Genomic DNA, 16086 nt, shown 5'->3' on the forward strand with positions numbered 1-16086 from the left:
CTTAGCCTGGACCGCAATAAGGTGAGTTCGCACTAGTCGCACTAGTGCATTTGCACTTTCATGGCTTGTTTTTCAGGCGCAATTCACCGGCGAACAGCCCGCGTTCACGGGCCCAGACGATGGCTCCACTGCGGCTGTGCACCCCCAGTTTGGAATACACCGTGGCGACATGGTTACGCACGGTATTGGGCGCCAGTTTCAGGCGTGAGGCGATCTCCTTGTCGGCCAGCCCCTCGCAAATCAAACCCAGCACATCGCGCTCTCGAGCGGTGAGGTCGGTAAAGGCCACGTTCGGCGAATTGGGGCTCTTGACACTCTTGGCGTTCGCAAGTTTCTCGATCAGGGTCTGGCTGAACCAGGACGCGTCCTGCATCACTTCCTCGATCGCCGCGACGAGTTCAAGCTCGGTGCGTTTGCGTTCGGTGATGTTCATCAGCACCAGCAGGTAGCAGGGCACGTCCTGGATGATCACGGTGTCGGCGGAGGCCACGCAGTCGATCACTTCATTGCCTTTCTTGCGCACCCTGATGTCCTGGCCTTCCAGCCGACCGGCTTTTTCCAGGTTGGCAAACAGTTGCTCACTCGCTTGAGGGTTGTCGATAAAGTCGATTTCCTCAATGGCTTTGCCAATCAATTCCTCACTGGTATAGCCGGTGATATCCATGAAGGCTTCATTGATATCCACGACCTGGCGGTTGTCCGCGCTGCACATCAGGGTGGGTACGGGCGTCAGTCGGAACGACTTGGCGAAGCGCTCTTCACTCTGGCGCAAGGCAATTTCCGCCTTGCGTCGTGGCTCCAGGTCCATGAACGAAAAGAGCATGCAGTCTTCTTCGTTCATGTCCAGCGGCTGGCCGGCGACGATCACCAGTTTGCTACCCCCTTCAGGCAGCCGCAATTCGGCCTGCATCTGCGGGATGGTCGAGCCTTCACCCAGACGCTGGATGGCCAGGTCCTTGCGCTCGGCCTGCTCCAGTACGTCCAGTTCATAGACGGATTTGCCGATGACCTGATCGCGGTTGTAGCCGGTCATCTCCAAAAAGCCCTGGTTGACCTTGATGTAGCGCAGGTCGCTCAAGCGGCAGATCACCGCCGGTGCCGGGTTGGCATTGAAGGTTTTTTCGAAGCGCTGCTCGGCGCTGGCCCATTCGGTGGCGTCGCTGAGGATCAGCACCAGCAGTTCGGGTTCATCGTGTGAGTCGGTGATGACCAGGCTGCGCAGGCGGTGTACCCAGGTTTTCTCCTCCTCTGCGCAGGGGGTGACTTCGACCATCACATCGCTGAACTCTTCGCCCGCCGCTGCACGAGCGAGGGGGTAGTTTTCCAGTTGCACCGGGTGGTTGTTGCGATAACGCAGGGCGAAGCGCTGCGCGTACTCCTGCGTGTTGGCGCCCAATGCTACGACTGACTCCACACCGTGCATGCGCAGTGCGGCTTCGTTGGCCCAGAGAATGGTCTGGTCGACTTCGGCCAGAATCACACCGTCGGACAACCCGGAAATGATCTGCTGCAGTTGGCGACGGTTGGTTTCTTTGGCAAGAACGTCCCGGGTCATAGAATCTCCTTGGGTTTTGGGCGCATGGAAGTACGACATCCGGGCATCAGGATAGTGCAGAGCAATTCCCCATGCGGGGGTGCGAATGCACCAGGTGGCATGGTGCATTTGAACGAGGACGCCGGACAGCGCGCTCGCCAGACTGAAACGGTCAATCACTGTCAAAGGATCGAACATGACCACTGTCTATGAAACCCATCGTTCTGCATTTCGCGTGTCCTGGAGCTCTGTGCTGGCCGGTAGTGCAATTGCCCTGGTGAGTTACCTGGTGCTCAGTGTGTTGGGCACCGCCATCGGCGCCAGTGCCATCGACCCGATGGAGGCGGGTAACCCGTTGCGGGGTTTTGGTACGGGCGCAGGTATCTGGTTGTTTGTCTCCACGCTGCTGGCAATTGCCGCTGGCGCGTTTGTGGCGGGGCGTACCGCACCGGATCGCGGTGGCTTGCACGGCGTGCTGACCTGGACCTTGACCACCTTGTTCACCACTTGGCTGTTGGCGGCATTGGCCTCCGGCGTTGTGGGTACGGCGGGCAATGTGGTGGGCAAGGGCCTGTCCGCTGCCGGCAGTGGCATCGCTGCTGTGGCGCCGGGTATCAGTGATAGCGTCAAGCAGCAACTGGACGAGCAGGGCATCCACCTGGATTGGAACAGCCTGCAAAGTCAGCTCGACACTTTGCTCAAGCAAAGCGGTAAACCTGAACTGGACCCGGCCAACGTTGAGCAGAAAGCCGATCAGGCGACGGCCGACGGCAAGCAATCGGCGACGGCTGCCGCTACGGACCCGACCCAGGCCGGCGATGCGTTGAAGCAGTGGTTCGATCGGGTCAAAGCTTCCGGCGAGCCTGCCTTGAATGCTGCGGATAAAGACGCGCTGATCAACATCGTTGCGGCCCGTACCGGCAAGAGCAAGGCTGAGGCCACCCAGATCGTCGACAATTATGCTCAGGCGTATCAACAAGCCGTGCAGAAGGTCGATGAGCTCAAGCAACAGGCCGAGCAAAAGGCTCGTGAGGCCGGTGAAGTGGCGGCCAAGCAAGTGTCCCGCGCAGCGTGGAGCACCTTGGCGATGCTGTTGCTGGGTGCTGCCTTGAGTTTCCTGGTAGGACGCCTGGCACTGACAACGCGTCGCGTACCTTTGGCGTAAAGCTGTTTGCGGCAAGGACGCCGCTTCGCTGAACGCGTAAAATGCCGGCTTTTTACGCGTATCACACAAAGGTGCCCCTTGAGCGCAGGCAAAGCCGTCGGACTGTTGTTACTCACCTCACTGCTGGCGGCCTGCGGCACCTCGCCGCCACGCACACCCAATGATATCTGCGGCATCTTCCGCGAAAAGGACGACTGGTACGACGCCGCCAAAGTCACGCAAAAGCGCTGGGGCGTGCCGATCCAGGTACCGTTCGCCATCATGTACCAGGAGTCCGGCTTCCGGCAGGACGCCTTGGCCCCGCGTAAATATCTGCTCTGGATCATCCCCTGGGGCCGCGTCTCCACGGCCGCCGGCTACGCGCAGGCCAAAGATGAGGTGTGGAACGATTACCGCAAAAGCACCGGCCGCAGCGGCGCCAGCCGCCAGGACTTCGACGACGCGATCGACTTTGTCGGCTGGTACATGGACAAGACCTACACCATCAATGGCGTCTACAAATACGACGCCTATGGCCAATACCTGAACTACCACGAAGGGTGGGGCGGCTACCGCCAACGCACCTACGCCGCCAAAGCCTGGCTGCCACCGGTGGCGAGCAAGGTGCAGGCACGCTCGCAGATGTATGCGGCGCAATATGCCGGGTGCAAGGATGATTTGGGGCGGGGGTTCTGGAGTCGGTTTTGGCGGTGGTTGTGAGGTCGAAATGTTTGGCTGCTCCCACGCTGTTCAATGTACAGCGTGGGAAAACCTCAGTGACTCAGGCTAACCAGCCCACCAGCGGCACCACCAGCAGCGTGCTTAGCGCCATCGCTATTACATTGCCGATATACGGATGAAAGTGCGGGGGCATTCGCCCAGCCATTGCGCAGGCCAGTGGCGGTGCAATCAGTGCGCCCAGTAAGGCACTTGAGCCGATCACCGTCCAACTGCCACCGTGTGCCAATACTGCCGCAGGCACCACCGATACCAGCGGAACGTAGGTTGGATACCAGCCCCGTTTGATCCATTGTTGCCGCCAGATCACCACACCCAGCGCGGATGTCAGGGCCTGCGCGCCGATCATGTGCAACACCAGGCCCGACCCATAAGCCGGACTGAGCGGGTTAAGGGCGTATGCCAGTAGCACCCCGGCCAGCAGCCCAAGGCTGGCCAGCTCATTTCCGAAAAAGGGGGCTTCAGAGAAGTCCGCCAACACCCGGCGCAGGCTCCACACTACGCCATAGGTGGGTGGCTTGGCCGGCATGGGTCTGATGGGCGCGATGTAGTCCGACCGCACCAGTGCAGGCAGACGATGGCAAAGCAGGAACGCGATGACACTCCCAGTCGCCATGCCCAGCACATTGCCGATCACCACCGGTAAGCCCAGTGGCGTGCATACAAAGTTCACGATCAAGAGACACATCGGCGTAACCAGCAGTGCCCCTGATAACGCACCATTGAACGTAACCTTCCAGCCTCTACCGAACATCAGCACCATCGCCGCCGGCAATGAGACGAAGGCTGCAAACGTCGGTTGCCATGTCTCGGAACTGACGCTCCACCCCCATAACAAGTTGCTCAGCAGTAGCCCCAGCAGTGAGCTGGTGACTAGCCAAGGCCATAGCCCAGTACCATAGGAAATGGAAAAACCTTGCCAGGTTTTCCCGCGCTTGCTTGCCCACCAAGCCAGGTAGGCGCCACCCAGCAAACCGAGCGAAGCAAGCTCGTGCTTGTAGAAGGCAACTTCACTGATGTCCCCGAGTATCCAGCGCAGCCAGGCAGCGGGATGGGGCAGGCTTTCGGTCATTTCGGCATAGCCCGGCCAAGACCCTTGATGACTCAGGGTGACCCAGAACACCAGCAATACGCTTATCAAACCCAGGATGAAGACCGTGGTATCGGCTCTCGATCGGACGAGTGTTGCCTTGGTAAATAACGTTTCCATGGGTGCCCCTCCGATCAGCGTGGCAGGGCAGGGTGTTGGCAATACCCGAGCATTTGATCGTAGAGGTCAGTGCGTCGGTCGCGTTGCAGGTCATTGAGGCTGTTCCAGATTGGCGCGCTTCGGGCACTGGTGATATCGATGTCTGCGAACAGGATTTCCTGGCGATTGGGCGAAGCGACAGCGCCGATAGGCCAGCCATTGGTTCCTGCAATCAGCGAGCAACCGAGATAACGGGCATCGCGCTCTTCACCAATGCGGCTGGCAGCCGCGATAAATACGTTGTTCACATGGGCCGCGGTCATCGTCAGGTACGAGGCCATGCATTTGCCTGCGTCGTCGAATAATGGCGGTGGTGTCCAAACCCAATTATTCAGACTGCAAATGATATCGGCGCCTTGCTGGCTGAGAATGCGCGGTACTTCTGGAAACCAGATGTCCCAGCAGATCAGCAAACCGATGCGGCCGATGGGCGTTTCAAACACCGGAAAACCTGTATCTCCGGGGGAAAACCAGAGCTTTTCAAGGTTCCACAAATGAGCTTTGCGATATTTTCCGATAAACCCGTCGGGCCCTAACAGGACGGCTGTATTGAACAAACGCGTGTCGTCAATTTCGCTCAAGCCCGCAACCAGATACACCTGGTGCCTGCAGGCAAAATCAATCCACGCCCGTACACTGGCGCCGTCCGGTACCGTTTCGGCATGATCAAAGGCATCCTGGCGACTGCTGAAGAAGTACCCACAATTGGAAAGTTCGGGCAGTACGATCAAGTTGGCGCCGCCGTTCACGGCTTCGGTTGCCAATGCAAGACTTTGGTGCAGGTTGTTGGCGCGGTTGTCGATACCGACTTGAGGGTCAAGCTGGATGACCGCTACGCGGGCGGGGCTTATTGGTTCGCTCATGAAGATGACCTCTTATTGTTATACAACCAGGAAATGGTTGGGCGTTTATAAGAGGTGACAACTTGTTTAAATGAAAGTCGGATGGTTCCTACTGCGTAGTAGTCTATTTCTGTTGATTGAGTTACGTTTTATACGCTGGATAGTTTTGAATGCTAAAACCTCCAAAAAAAAGCGCTTGGGTTTTGTTGCAGATGTGGATCACCGTATCAATCGCACCTCTGAAACAGGGTTCAGTCCAGCCGGCATCGACAGAAAAGGATTCACCGCAGAGATAAAGGTCCGATGTGTAAGAAAACTCTCTGTTGTATTTCATCAAGGTCACTGCCTCGTAGTAGGCGCCTGCACGATAGAGTTTTGCACAACCGAGTGAGTTTTATTATTCATCCAGCGTTGGACTACCGCTTGTTCGCGGCCGATATAAGGTGATATTTTTTGTTTTATATTGCTTGATTTTAAAAGGATCCTGTCCAGTTCCTCTATGCACTTGTTCACAAGCTCCTTGTCGCTGAATATCGAAAGTTTTGTAGCGTCATCTTCCCATGTGTAGCTGAGCAGTATGCAGTCGTAGGTGTTGTTTTTGTTGTAGCGGTAGGTATAGACATCGTGGACCAAGCTATCGGTAACGATGGTTTGGGGAATGGTTTTGTTATGTGAGAGAAAAGACTTTTTAAGCGGAGCGTACACTTTGCAACTGGTTTCCCAGTGAGCGGCTTTGTAGGCCGCTACTATCTCGAATGGGAGCATTGTCTGATCGAAGTTTTCGAGAAGAATTTGTGTCTCTATCAGCCACGAAGGGAGCGTCATGACAACCGAGTCAGCGTCGATGAATTTCTTCTCCGTCTCATCTGGATGTGCGGCGTTCCAGTCATAGTAAACGCGTATTTGACCATTTTTAAGTTTTTTCAGTTTTGTCACTGAACTGCTGGTCAGCAAGCCGGAAGAACTCTTCATCAGGTGTTCATACAATGATTCCTGGGTCTCGTCTGATTTTATGAATAAGAGAGATTCTGCGAGAGCGCCTAATCCTACGTACTTGGGTTTGTTAAAGTGAAGTCCGCTGGAGTCCACAGTTTCTGTAGCGTCCAAATAAGGCGAGGCTACCGGGGTTCCATCTGCGCTTACGCGTCCATGGATCAATTGCAGATGGCTGCTGAACCCAAATATCGCAGTGCGTAGGGGGTAAATTGAGCAAACGTCATAGAAGGCTCCCCAACTGCCATCACCGATTCCAATAGAGTAGAAAACAGCTGACTCCTGTGCGGTCATGCCCAGCCCGCCAAAATTGCCTGGATCGCTGGCCTGCCATCTATCAATAGCGGGCATTTTTACCAGGTCGCGAAATGAAATACCTTCGTATTTTTTGACGATGGAAGCCCACATATCATCCCAGTGTTCGCAGCCGTAATGCTCTGACACATGCAGGGTCATGCGTTCAGCGAAAATCTTCCATTTTGCGAAGACAGCACCTAGGGTTTCACCCGGTGGTGCTGTTTTTCCATCGGTGTTTTTCCATATAAGCAGGGTGGGCTCGATGTGGCCGTCTATGCTCCCTTCTCGTAGGTATATTCCAGTTGACCGAACGGCAGGACTGCCTGGGTTAGGGAAGTCTGAATGAACCAATTCAAATACGCTCGCATAATAAGCCATGAGTGAGCGCCCTTCTTTTGGGGGCTCATCGGACGTATTGAAAAAAGGCATTCTCATGGCGCCCATTTCAAAAGGCGGGCGGCCGAGGGTATTGCTATTGTTGCTCCCAAGGACTGTGAGATGCCTGCCGCCGATGCGCTTGGACTTTTCAATGAGCGTAATGTTTGTGAAGCCGCACCGATGTAGTTCTCGTGCGGTTGTTAAACCTGTAATGCCTGCCCCAATAATGCAGATTTTATGATGGTTTTGCGTGGCTTGTGCGATACCGTTTTTTTGCTCTACCAGTGCGCGATAGTCAAATCACAAGTCTGGCGGGTTAGGGAATCTGGCTCTCCATTTATCATTGGGAGAGCGCTTTTTCCGATGATGCTTGTGGGCGATGTCGGCTGGATAGTTGAAGCTTGAGCCTATTGTCATTGTGAGGTTCGCTGATCAGATGATTGTCTGTTCATAGGTTGTCTTCAGTCGCTGGGACAAGAGAATAAGCAGGGAGTGATTTTTGGCTGGGGAAAATCGCGTTCTTTAGTAGGGAAACCGCAAACCGCCAACGTGACCCAGCGCCTTTTTGAGGTTTCCTGGTCACGAGCCGCTCGTTGAGCCGGCCGTTCCGCCCACTTGCCAAACCCCACCAATTCTGGGAAAACCCCCAACCTTTGCACCGACAACGAGACCTCCCATGAGCACTGACGAACTTCAGATCACCGACATCCGCCCCGGCACCGGCAAGGCCGTCGTCAAGGGCGCGTTGATCACCACCCAATACACCGGCACCCTGGAGGATGGCACGGTGTTCGATTCGTCCTGGGAGCGCGGCAAACCGTTCCAGTGTGTGATCGGCACGGGGCGGGTGATCAAGGGCTGGGACCAGGGCCTGATGGGCATGCAGGTGGGCGGTGTGCGCACGTTGTTCGTGCCGGCGCACCTGGCGTATGGCGAGCGATCAATGGGTGCGCATATCAAGCCCAACAGCAATCTGCGTTTCGAAATTGAATTGCTGGAAGTGCTCACGCGGGATGATTGAACGAGGGTGGACATGGACGTTGATGCTCAAGCGATACCGGACTGCTCTATCGAGGGTGTTCGGGTAAGTGAGTTGGGCAGTTGCGATGAGGCCCAGTTGCAACGGCTGTTTGAGCGGGCGCCGGATTACTTCATCGCCGTGAATGGCGAACCGGCGACGCCGACCGAGGCGCACGAGGAGTTGCAGGGCTGTCTGCCCGCAGGTTGGAGCTGCAGCCGGATGTACTGGCTGGGTTACCGGGGGGGTGATGACCAACTGGTCGCCGTGGTGAATATCGCCGCAGACTTGCTGGCAGCCGGTGTGTGGCATATCGGGTTGCTGTTGGTCGATAAGCGTATGCATGGCACCGGTTTCGCTCATCGCTTGCATGAAGACCTTGAAGCATGGGCGGCGAAGCGCGGTGCCCGATGGCTTCGGCTGACGGTAGTCATCGGCAATACCAAGGCCGAGCGTTTCTGGCCCAGGCTGGGTTATGTGCAGGTGCGTACCCGCGAGGGCATCGAGATGGGGCGGCGGGTGAACCGGGTGTCGATACAGATCAAGGCGCTGGCCGATGGGCAGGTTGATGATTACTTGGCGGTGGTGGCGAGGGATCGACCGGGCGCGCCCTGAAAATCACCTGCCTGAACTTACCCTGAAGAATTGTCTCATTCACCATGCGGATACTTTCCTACGGTTTACTCCCGCGCAAACGGGGCGTAAGCTTCGCGCGTTTTCATCAATAGCGGAGACCCTCAGTGGGTACTTGTTCGAGTGACAGTTGTCGGCCGGTTTCGGTAACCGGCACCTACTTGGCAAGATAACGCGCGTTCTTGCGATGCCGTTGTCTCGCCTTGAATTGCGAGAAGCGGCATCCCGGCAGCGGCCAGTCCTGGCACCTGCCCGAATCCCTCTCATGACGCTGATCAGCACCTGGCTCACGCCGGGATGCCACGCGTGCGCCTGCCTTTTATGATGGGCGCTGCGTACTGCTCGATCCTTGACATCACCCCGTTGCCACACCTGTGGTATGGGGTTGATGCCGACACGCCGTGCCCCGGTAGTGAAGGGTTTCCACATCCGTAATTCTGGCGGGTAATGAGCAGGGAAGAATCCTTATGCAAGCAATCAATAACATCAACCTCAACTCCCTCGTGGATACTGTGGTCAGCCTCACCGCGGCGTTTATTCTGGGCGGCCTGATCGGTTTTGAGCGCCAGTACCGTCAGCGTACGGCAGGCCTGCGTACCAACGTGCTGGTCGCCGTGGGGGCGGCGATTTTCGTCGACATGGCCAACCGTCTCGGGGGGGCGGAAGGCGCCGTGCGCGTGGTTGCGTACGTGGTGTCGGGCATCGGTTTTCTGGGGGCGGGCGTGATCATGCGGGAAGAGGGCAATGTGCGTGGGCTCAATACCGCCGCTACCCTCTGGGCCTCGGCGGCGGTGGGGGCCTGTGCCGGCGCCGACCTGATTCTCGAAGCGCTGCTGGGCACCCTGTTTATACTGGCGGCCAACACGCTGCTGCGGCCGATCGTCAATAACATCAACCGCCAGCCGTTGGATGTGGTGTCGGCAGAGGTCACCAATATTCTCTATGTGATTGCGCGGCGCAGCCAGCAACAGGCGGTGATGGTGTTGCTGGAAGCCGAGTTGGCGCGGTGCAACTACCCGGCCAGTGACGTCGACGTGCGGCCGTTCGGCAGTGAGGAAGTGGAAATCGAGGCAACCCTGGTCGCGACGTCGGTCGATGGGGATGAACTGGATGCGCTGGTGACGCGTATTTCCATGTCAACTCTGGTGGTGCAGGCCTTTTGGAGCCCGAGTACCACCGACTGAGCCTCCTATGAAAACCCGGCGGGTCCAAGGATTGGCAGGGTTGTGCGCGGAAAAGTCCTACACTCAATTAGGATTATCCTTTCAGATGGGGCGTTATTACGTTGTTAAGGTTGCGCACTTGCGGCTGACGGGCCTTTTGGTCCGGCTTCGCGTGCTCGTGGTGTTTTCAATTGAAGGGGCCGGCAGCGCCTGGTGATTGCCTGGAATGTGCGCAGTACCGTTGGTCGGGACTGTCATTTCTCACAGGTGCCGAGGCCCTACGTAATGTGAAAGGGTGTCTACTTAGGGGAGTTTTATGGCCACAGCGTTAATCGCGGAAGACCACCCGTTTATCCGTGCCACGGTCAGGCATCTATTGAAGCTGGAAGGTTTCGATGAGATCTACGAGGCGGGCAACGGTGCGGATGCCATGCAACTGGCGCGGGAGAAGTGTCCCAGCCTGATCATCATGGACCTGGCAATGCCCAAGATGGGTGGGCTGGAAGTGATCAGCCGGATCAAGTCGCTGGGCTTGCCGTGCAAGATCCTGGTGCTCACGTCGTACCTGGCGGTGTTTTTTTCCACCCGCTGCATGCGTGCCGGGGCCATGGGGTTTGTCGCCAAGACCGGTGAACTGGACGAACTGCAAAAGGCGATCAAGGCGATCATGTCCGGTTACAGTTGCTTCCCCAGTATCGCCACCAGCTCGGTGCGTCGCGATGATTTGCAAGTGACGGAGGCGGCCATGGTGGAGGCACTGTCAGACCGCGAATTGATGGTGCTGCAAAAACTCGCCCAGGGCCTGGGCAACAAGGATATCGCCGAAGACCTGTTGCTGAGCCACAAGACCGTCAGTACCTACAAGACTCGACTCAAAGAGAAGTTGCATATGTCATCGGTGGTGCATCTGTCCAAGTTTGCCCAACGCAATCATCTGATCTGAAATGACCCGCGCCACGTTTTTGAGGTTTACCGCGATCTGGCTGGTGAGCCTGTTGCCTCTGTGCGCGGCCGCTCTCGATGAGCCGCGCACGCTGCGGCTGTTGGGGCATTCGCGGGTGGAGCAAGCCAGTGTGGTGCTGGATGAAGCTCAACTGCGCTGGCTGCGCGAGCGGCGAACCCTGGTGATGGGCGTGTCCGCCCCGGATTACGCGCCTTTTGACTTGACCAATAACAACGACGAACTTGAAGGGGTCACTGCCGATTACGCCGCCTTGATCGGGCAGATCCTGAATATGCCCATTGAGGTGCGGCGCTACGATACCCGTGATGAGGTCATTGAGGCGCTCAAACAAGGCAGCGTGGATTTCCTCGGCTCAGCCAATGGTTATGAAGCGGCCGACCCGCAGTTGCGCCTGTCCCGTTCCTATGCCAATGATCAGCCCACGTTGGTGACCCGCACCGGTGACAGCCAGGCGCTGAGTGACGACCTGGCCGGCAAACGCGTGGCGATGCTCTATCACTATATGCAGCCCGCCGCGGTGCAGGCCTTCTATCCCCGTGCCCGGTTGGAGCTGTTTCCCTCGACCGTCGAAGCCCTCGGCGCGGTGGCGTTTGGTAACGCCGATGTGTACCTGGGCGATGCCATCAGCACCAGTTACCTGATCAACCACAACCATCTGAATAACGTGCGCATGGCCGACTTCTCTGCCCTGGAAGTCAACCCTTTTGCCTTTGCCGTCACCCGTGAAAATACCCGCTTGCTGCCCATACTGGACACCGCCCTGGCGGTCATTCCGGCGAGCGAGCAGATGGAAATCCTGCGTCGTTGGAGCGCCGGCAACCTCGGGATCGTCGGTACCGGCCGCTTGCACCTGAGTGCCAGCGAACAACGCTGGTTGCAGAAACATCCGCGGGTCAAGGTCGCGACGCTCGACAAATTCGTACCATTATCGTTTTTCGATGAGCACGGGCAATTCGAAGGGTTGAGCGCCGAAGTGTTGTCGCGCATCAGCCTGCGTACCGGCTTGAAGTTCGATGTGGTCTCGGGCACTTCAATGCCGCAGCAGATCGATCAAGTCAGTACGGGCGCGGCGGACATGCTGGCGGTGGTCACCCCCAGCGTCGAGCGTGCCGAGAAGATACGGTTCAGTCGGCCCTATCTCACCAATCCCTTTGTGCTGGTCACTCGCAGTGACGAACGCAGCCCGCTCACCCTGGAAGACATGGTGGGCAAACGCCTGGCGCTGATCCCCGGCAATGGCCTGCGTGATGCGATCACCCAGAATTTCCCGGGGGTTGAATTTGTCGACGTTGAGAACCCGGAGCAAGCCATGGCGCTGGTAGCCGATGGGGGAGTGGACGGCGCGGTCAATTCGCTGATCAGTGCGCGCTACCTCATAGCACGGTACTACCGCGACCGATTGCGGGTATCCAGCACGGTTGGCTCCGAGCCGGCTCGCGTCACGTTTGGCGTCAATCGCAGTCAGCTGGAGCTGTACTCGATCCTCGATAAGGCGTTGCTGAGTATCACACCTCAGGAAATGGATGAATTGATAGGTCGTTGGCGCAACGACATCATCATCGAGGACAGTTACTGGTTGCGTCACCGCAACGCGATCATTCAAGGCTTCGGGTTGGCGGCACTGTTGCTGCTGGTCACATTGGGCTGGGCCATTTATCTGCGCAGCTTGATCCGCAAGCGGGTGCAGGCCGAGCGGGCGTTGAGTGATCAGATGATCTTCATGCGCGCCTTGATCGACGGTACGCCGCACCCGATTTATGTGCGTGACCGGCAGGGGCGCTTGATGGCTTGCAACAGCGCCTATCTGGATGTGTTCGGCTTCAAGCTCGAAGACGTGATCGGCAAGACCGTGGTGGAAACCGACACGGGCAATCCCCCGCAGGCCCGGTCCTTCCATGAGGATTACTTGCGGTTGATGGCTGACGGCGAGCCGCAGATTCAGGACCGCATACTCAAGGTGCCCACGGGAGAGGTGCTGACGATCTACCAGTGGATGCTGCCGTACCGTGATCGTGATGAGAAGGTGGTGGGCATGATCGCCGGCTGGCTGGATGTGAGCGAGCGTCAGCGGCTGCTGGGCCAATTGCAGGAGGCCAAGGATGATGCCGACGCCGCCAACCGGGCCAAGACCACGTTTTTGGCGACGATGAGCCACGAAATCCGCACGCCGATGAACGCGGTGATCGGCATGATCGAGCTGGCCCTGAAAAATGCCGAGCAGGGCCGGGCCGACCGTGATGCGTTGGAGGTGGCCTCGGTGGCTTCGCGTGGCATGTTGGAGCTGATCGGCGATATCCTCGATATCGCGCGGATCGAGTCGGGGCATTTGTCACTGGCATTGCAGCCGGCCAATCTGCATGAGTTGCTGGCCTCGGTGGTGCGTGTGTTCGAGGGGCTGGCACGGGTCAAGGAGTTGGTGCTGCAGGTTGAGTTGGACCCGCTGAAGGGGCGCATCGTGATGCTCGACCCGCTGCGCTTCAAACAGGTGATCTCCAATTTGCTGAGCAACGCGATCAAGTTCACCCCGCAGGGCCAGGTCAAGCTGGGTGCCCAGGTGCTTGATGAAGGCGAGTATTTGAGCGTGCAGTTGTGGGTGCAGGACACGGGCGTCGGTATCAGTGCCCAGGATCAACAACGGCTGTTCAACCCTTTCGTCCAGGGCGGCAACAGTGAGCAGTCGGCCCGCAGCGGGTCTGGCCTCGGGCTGGTCATCAGCCGCAGCCTCTGTGAAATGATGGGGGGGCAGTTGCACCTGAGCAGTGTGCTGGGGCAGGGCACTCGAGTCGATGTGACGTTGAGGCTGGCGCGGGCCGCTGCATTGCCGGCCCAGGCGCTGCCGGCGGGTGTACAGACCCCGTCGGCCCGGGCGCTGCGCATTCTGGTGGTGGACGACTACCCGGCCAATCGCCTGCTGCTGGCCCGGCAGTTGAATTTCCTGGGGCATCAAATCACCACGGCCGAAGACGGAATTCAAGGGCTGGCGCAGTGGCAGGCCGGGCACTTCGACGGGGTTATCACGGACTGCAATATGCCGCTCAAGAACGGCTACCAGTTGGCGCAGGACATTCGTGCGCAGGAGCGCGCGCAGGGCCTGACGCCGTGCCTGCTGCTGGGTTTCACCGCCAATGCGCAACCCGAAGAAACCGAGCGCTGCCGGCAGGCCGGCATGGACGGGTGCCTGTTCAAGCCCACGGGGCTCGAGGATCTGCGGAGCGCGTTGGCTCCCCTCACCGCCAGCCTTTGCGAACCAGAAGTGGCCGCGTTCGATTTGAGCACCTTGGCCGTATTGACGGGTGGAGATCCCCATGTCCTTGAAGAATTACTGATGCCACTGCTCGACAGTCTGGCGGCGGATCGCACGCTGTTGTCGACGCTGCAACGCAAAGCCGATTTCGCCGGGCTGCACGACCTGGCCCATCGTGCCAAGGGTGGGGCGCGGATGGTCAAGGCACACACGCTGATCCAGGGGTGTGAAGCGTTGGCGACCGTCTGTGAGCGCCGCGACCGCGAAGCGTTGGGGCCAGTGGTTGAAGCGCTGGATGACGCGATCGATGATTTGCAGCGTGGCCTGAGCATGTATTGCAAGCGGCCTTGACCGCAGTTGATGGCCATTCGGTGGATTTGGGAGAACTCCTACGCGAAGGGGGAACATGCCTGATTTTGTCGTCGAGGTATGTCTGGAAAATGGTCGGCACTCACTGACGAGTACTGCCAGCCCAGGGGCTTGCCATGCCGAACAAAGCACTGACTATCCTGATTGCCGATGAACAGCACCTGCAACGGCTGTACATCGAAAAAATGCTCAACCAGTTGGGGTATCACCGGATTGTGCCGGTGCAAACCTTCGAAGAGGTCCAGATCCTGACGGCCATCCCGGCCGAGCCCTTCGATGTGCTGATCATCAATGCGGGGCTGGCGGCCTGTGCTGACGGGCCAAACCCACAGGTGCGCCATGTGCTGGTCTACGACCAGCTCGACATGGGAGCGCTCGCCGGTGCAACGCCGACGGTGCTGGTACGCCTGCCGGGTGTGCCGGACAACGTCAATCTTGAACACTTCATGGACATCATCGATCCACCCGCGTCCCCCCAGGGGCTGCGGGTGTTGCCATGGCTGCGGGAGTTATCCCGCCGCCCCGTGGCCGGGGTTTAGTCCCACTTCGGTGCGATGCCCTTGGGGCTGGTCAAGCGGTGGCCACGTTCGAGGCCGGCAATCTGCGCCATATCGGCCGGGCTCAAGGTCAGTTGCAGGGCCTTGAGGTTGCTTGCCAGGTTGGCCCGCTTGGTCGACGACGGGATCACCGCGTAGCCCAGCTGCATAGCCCAGGCCAGGGTGACTTGCGCCGGGGTGGCCTGATGGCGTTCGGCAATCTGTTGGATTACCGGGTCGTTCAACACTTCGCCGTAGGCCAGGGTCATGTACGAGGTGATCTGAATGCCATGGGCGGTGGCGAAGTCCACCACCTTGCGGTTTTGCAGGTAAGGGTGGAGTTCGATCTGGTTGGTCGCGATGTTCTCTGCGCCCACTGCGGCAATGGCCTGCTTCATCAGGTCGATGGTGAAGTTGGAAATGCCGATCTGGCGTGTCAGGCCCAGGCGCTTGGCTTCCAGCAACTGCTCCATGAATTGGGCGACGGGCACCTGGTCTTCCGGCGATGGCCAATGAATCAGGGTCAGGTCCAGATAGTCGGTCTGCAGTTTGCGCAGGCTTTCCTTGAGGCTTGGAATCAACTGGCCTTCGGCGAAGTTGGCGATCCAGATCTTGCTGGTGATGAACAGCTCATCACGCGGCACACCACTGTCGGCGATGGCTTGGCCGACTTGTGCTTCGTTCTCGTAGATCTGCGCGGTATCGATGACGCGGTAACCCAGTTCCAGGCCGGTGCTGACGGAGTCGATGACCACTTGGCCTTGCAGGCGGAAAGTGCCGAGGCCGAAGGCCGGAACAGGTTGTTGGGGAATAGACATCGGTAACTCCTGAAGGGCGATAAACAACGAAGCCGAGTATCCGCCCGTCGTTCCTTCGGAAAAACCGCCTGCTCCGAAAAGGACTCTTGACTGCAAATCACGAATCGCAGCCTCAGCCCGAGTCCAGGGGGAGTGAAAGGGGGCTGAGACTTGCTCGCTCCTGCAG

At 58.2% G+C, this 16086-nt stretch carries 12 protein-coding genes and 1 pseudogene; 8 read left to right on the plus strand and 5 right to left on the minus strand.

Annotation, left to right across the window (positions count from 1 at the left end):
* Positions 1 to 58: 58 nt before the first annotated feature.
* Positions 59 to 1555, minus strand: a complete 1497-nt coding sequence (locus DK870_RS26340) for a PAS domain S-box protein (RefSeq protein ID WP_161550152.1) — start codon at positions 1553 to 1555, stop codon at positions 59 to 61.
* 175 nt (positions 1556 to 1730) lie between these two features.
* Here DK870_RS26340 and DK870_RS26345 point away from each other — a divergent pair, with 175 nt between their 5' ends.
* Complete coding sequence (locus DK870_RS26345; RefSeq protein WP_161550153.1) at positions 1731 to 2699, plus strand: hypothetical protein; 969 nt, start codon at positions 1731 to 1733, stop codon at positions 2697 to 2699.
* Between the two features lie 78 nt (positions 2700 to 2777).
* Entirely contained in the window at positions 2778 to 3398 is a 621-nt protein-coding gene (locus DK870_RS26350) for a hypothetical protein (RefSeq protein WP_060756436.1), read from the plus strand.
* 61 nt (positions 3399 to 3459) lie between these two features.
* Here DK870_RS26350 and DK870_RS26355 read toward each other — a convergent pair whose 3' ends face one another.
* From DK870_RS26355 to DK870_RS26365, 3 genes and pseudogenes are all read right to left on the minus strand, one after another.
* Positions 3460 to 4626, minus strand: a complete 1167-nt coding sequence (locus DK870_RS26355; protein ID WP_178126909.1) for a hypothetical protein — start codon at positions 4624 to 4626, stop codon at positions 3460 to 3462.
* Between the two features lie 14 nt (positions 4627 to 4640).
* A complete protein-coding gene (locus tag DK870_RS26360; RefSeq protein ID WP_090372049.1) occupies positions 4641 to 5528 on the minus strand; it encodes a nitrilase family protein in 888 nt (295 codons plus the stop codon).
* Positions 5529 to 5649: 121 nt separating this feature from the next.
* Positions 5650 to 7460 (minus strand): annotated as a pseudogene (locus tag DK870_RS26365) (FAD-dependent oxidoreductase).
* A gap of 391 nt (positions 7461 to 7851) precedes the next feature.
* On the opposite strand from DK870_RS26365, the gene DK870_RS26370 reads away from it, so the two are divergent.
* From DK870_RS26370 to DK870_RS26395, 6 genes are all read left to right on the plus strand, one after another.
* Positions 7852 to 8196: an FKBP-type peptidyl-prolyl cis-trans isomerase gene (locus tag DK870_RS26370; RefSeq protein ID WP_104993266.1), complete on the plus strand. Its 345-nt coding sequence runs from the start codon at positions 7852 to 7854 to the stop codon at positions 8194 to 8196.
* A gap of 12 nt (positions 8197 to 8208) precedes the next feature.
* A complete protein-coding gene (locus tag DK870_RS26375) occupies positions 8209 to 8808 on the plus strand; it encodes a GNAT family N-acetyltransferase (protein ID WP_161550154.1) in 600 nt (199 codons plus the stop codon).
* A 485-nt stretch (positions 8809 to 9293) separates the two neighbouring features.
* A complete protein-coding gene (locus DK870_RS26380; protein WP_060756430.1) occupies positions 9294 to 10010 on the plus strand; it encodes an MgtC/SapB family protein in 717 nt (238 codons plus the stop codon).
* 295 nt (positions 10011 to 10305) lie between these two features.
* Entirely contained in the window at positions 10306 to 10932 is a 627-nt protein-coding gene (locus tag DK870_RS26385) for a response regulator transcription factor (RefSeq protein ID WP_060756428.1), read from the plus strand.
* A gap of 1 nt (position 10933) precedes the next feature.
* A complete protein-coding gene (locus DK870_RS26390; protein WP_060756427.1) occupies positions 10934 to 14548 on the plus strand; it encodes a transporter substrate-binding domain-containing protein in 3615 nt (1204 codons plus the stop codon).
* Positions 14549 to 14682: 134 nt separating this feature from the next.
* Positions 14683 to 15105, plus strand: a complete 423-nt coding sequence (locus DK870_RS26395) for a hypothetical protein (protein WP_060756426.1) — start codon at positions 14683 to 14685, stop codon at positions 15103 to 15105.
* Here DK870_RS26395 and dkgB read toward each other — a convergent pair.
* Positions 15102 to 15920 carry a 2,5-didehydrogluconate reductase DkgB gene (dkgB, locus tag DK870_RS26400; RefSeq protein ID WP_060756425.1) on the minus strand — a complete coding sequence of 273 codons (819 nt, stop codon included), beginning with the start codon at positions 15918 to 15920 and terminating at the stop codon, positions 15102 to 15104. The two genes, DK870_RS26395 and dkgB, sit on opposite strands and share 4 nt — an antisense overlap.
* Positions 15921 to 16086 lie beyond the last annotated feature (166 nt).

This window comes from Pseudomonas sp. Q1 (assembly GCF_009935975.1).
GTDB classification, from domain to species: domain Bacteria; phylum Pseudomonadota; class Gammaproteobacteria; order Pseudomonadales; family Pseudomonadaceae; genus Aquipseudomonas; species Aquipseudomonas palleroniana.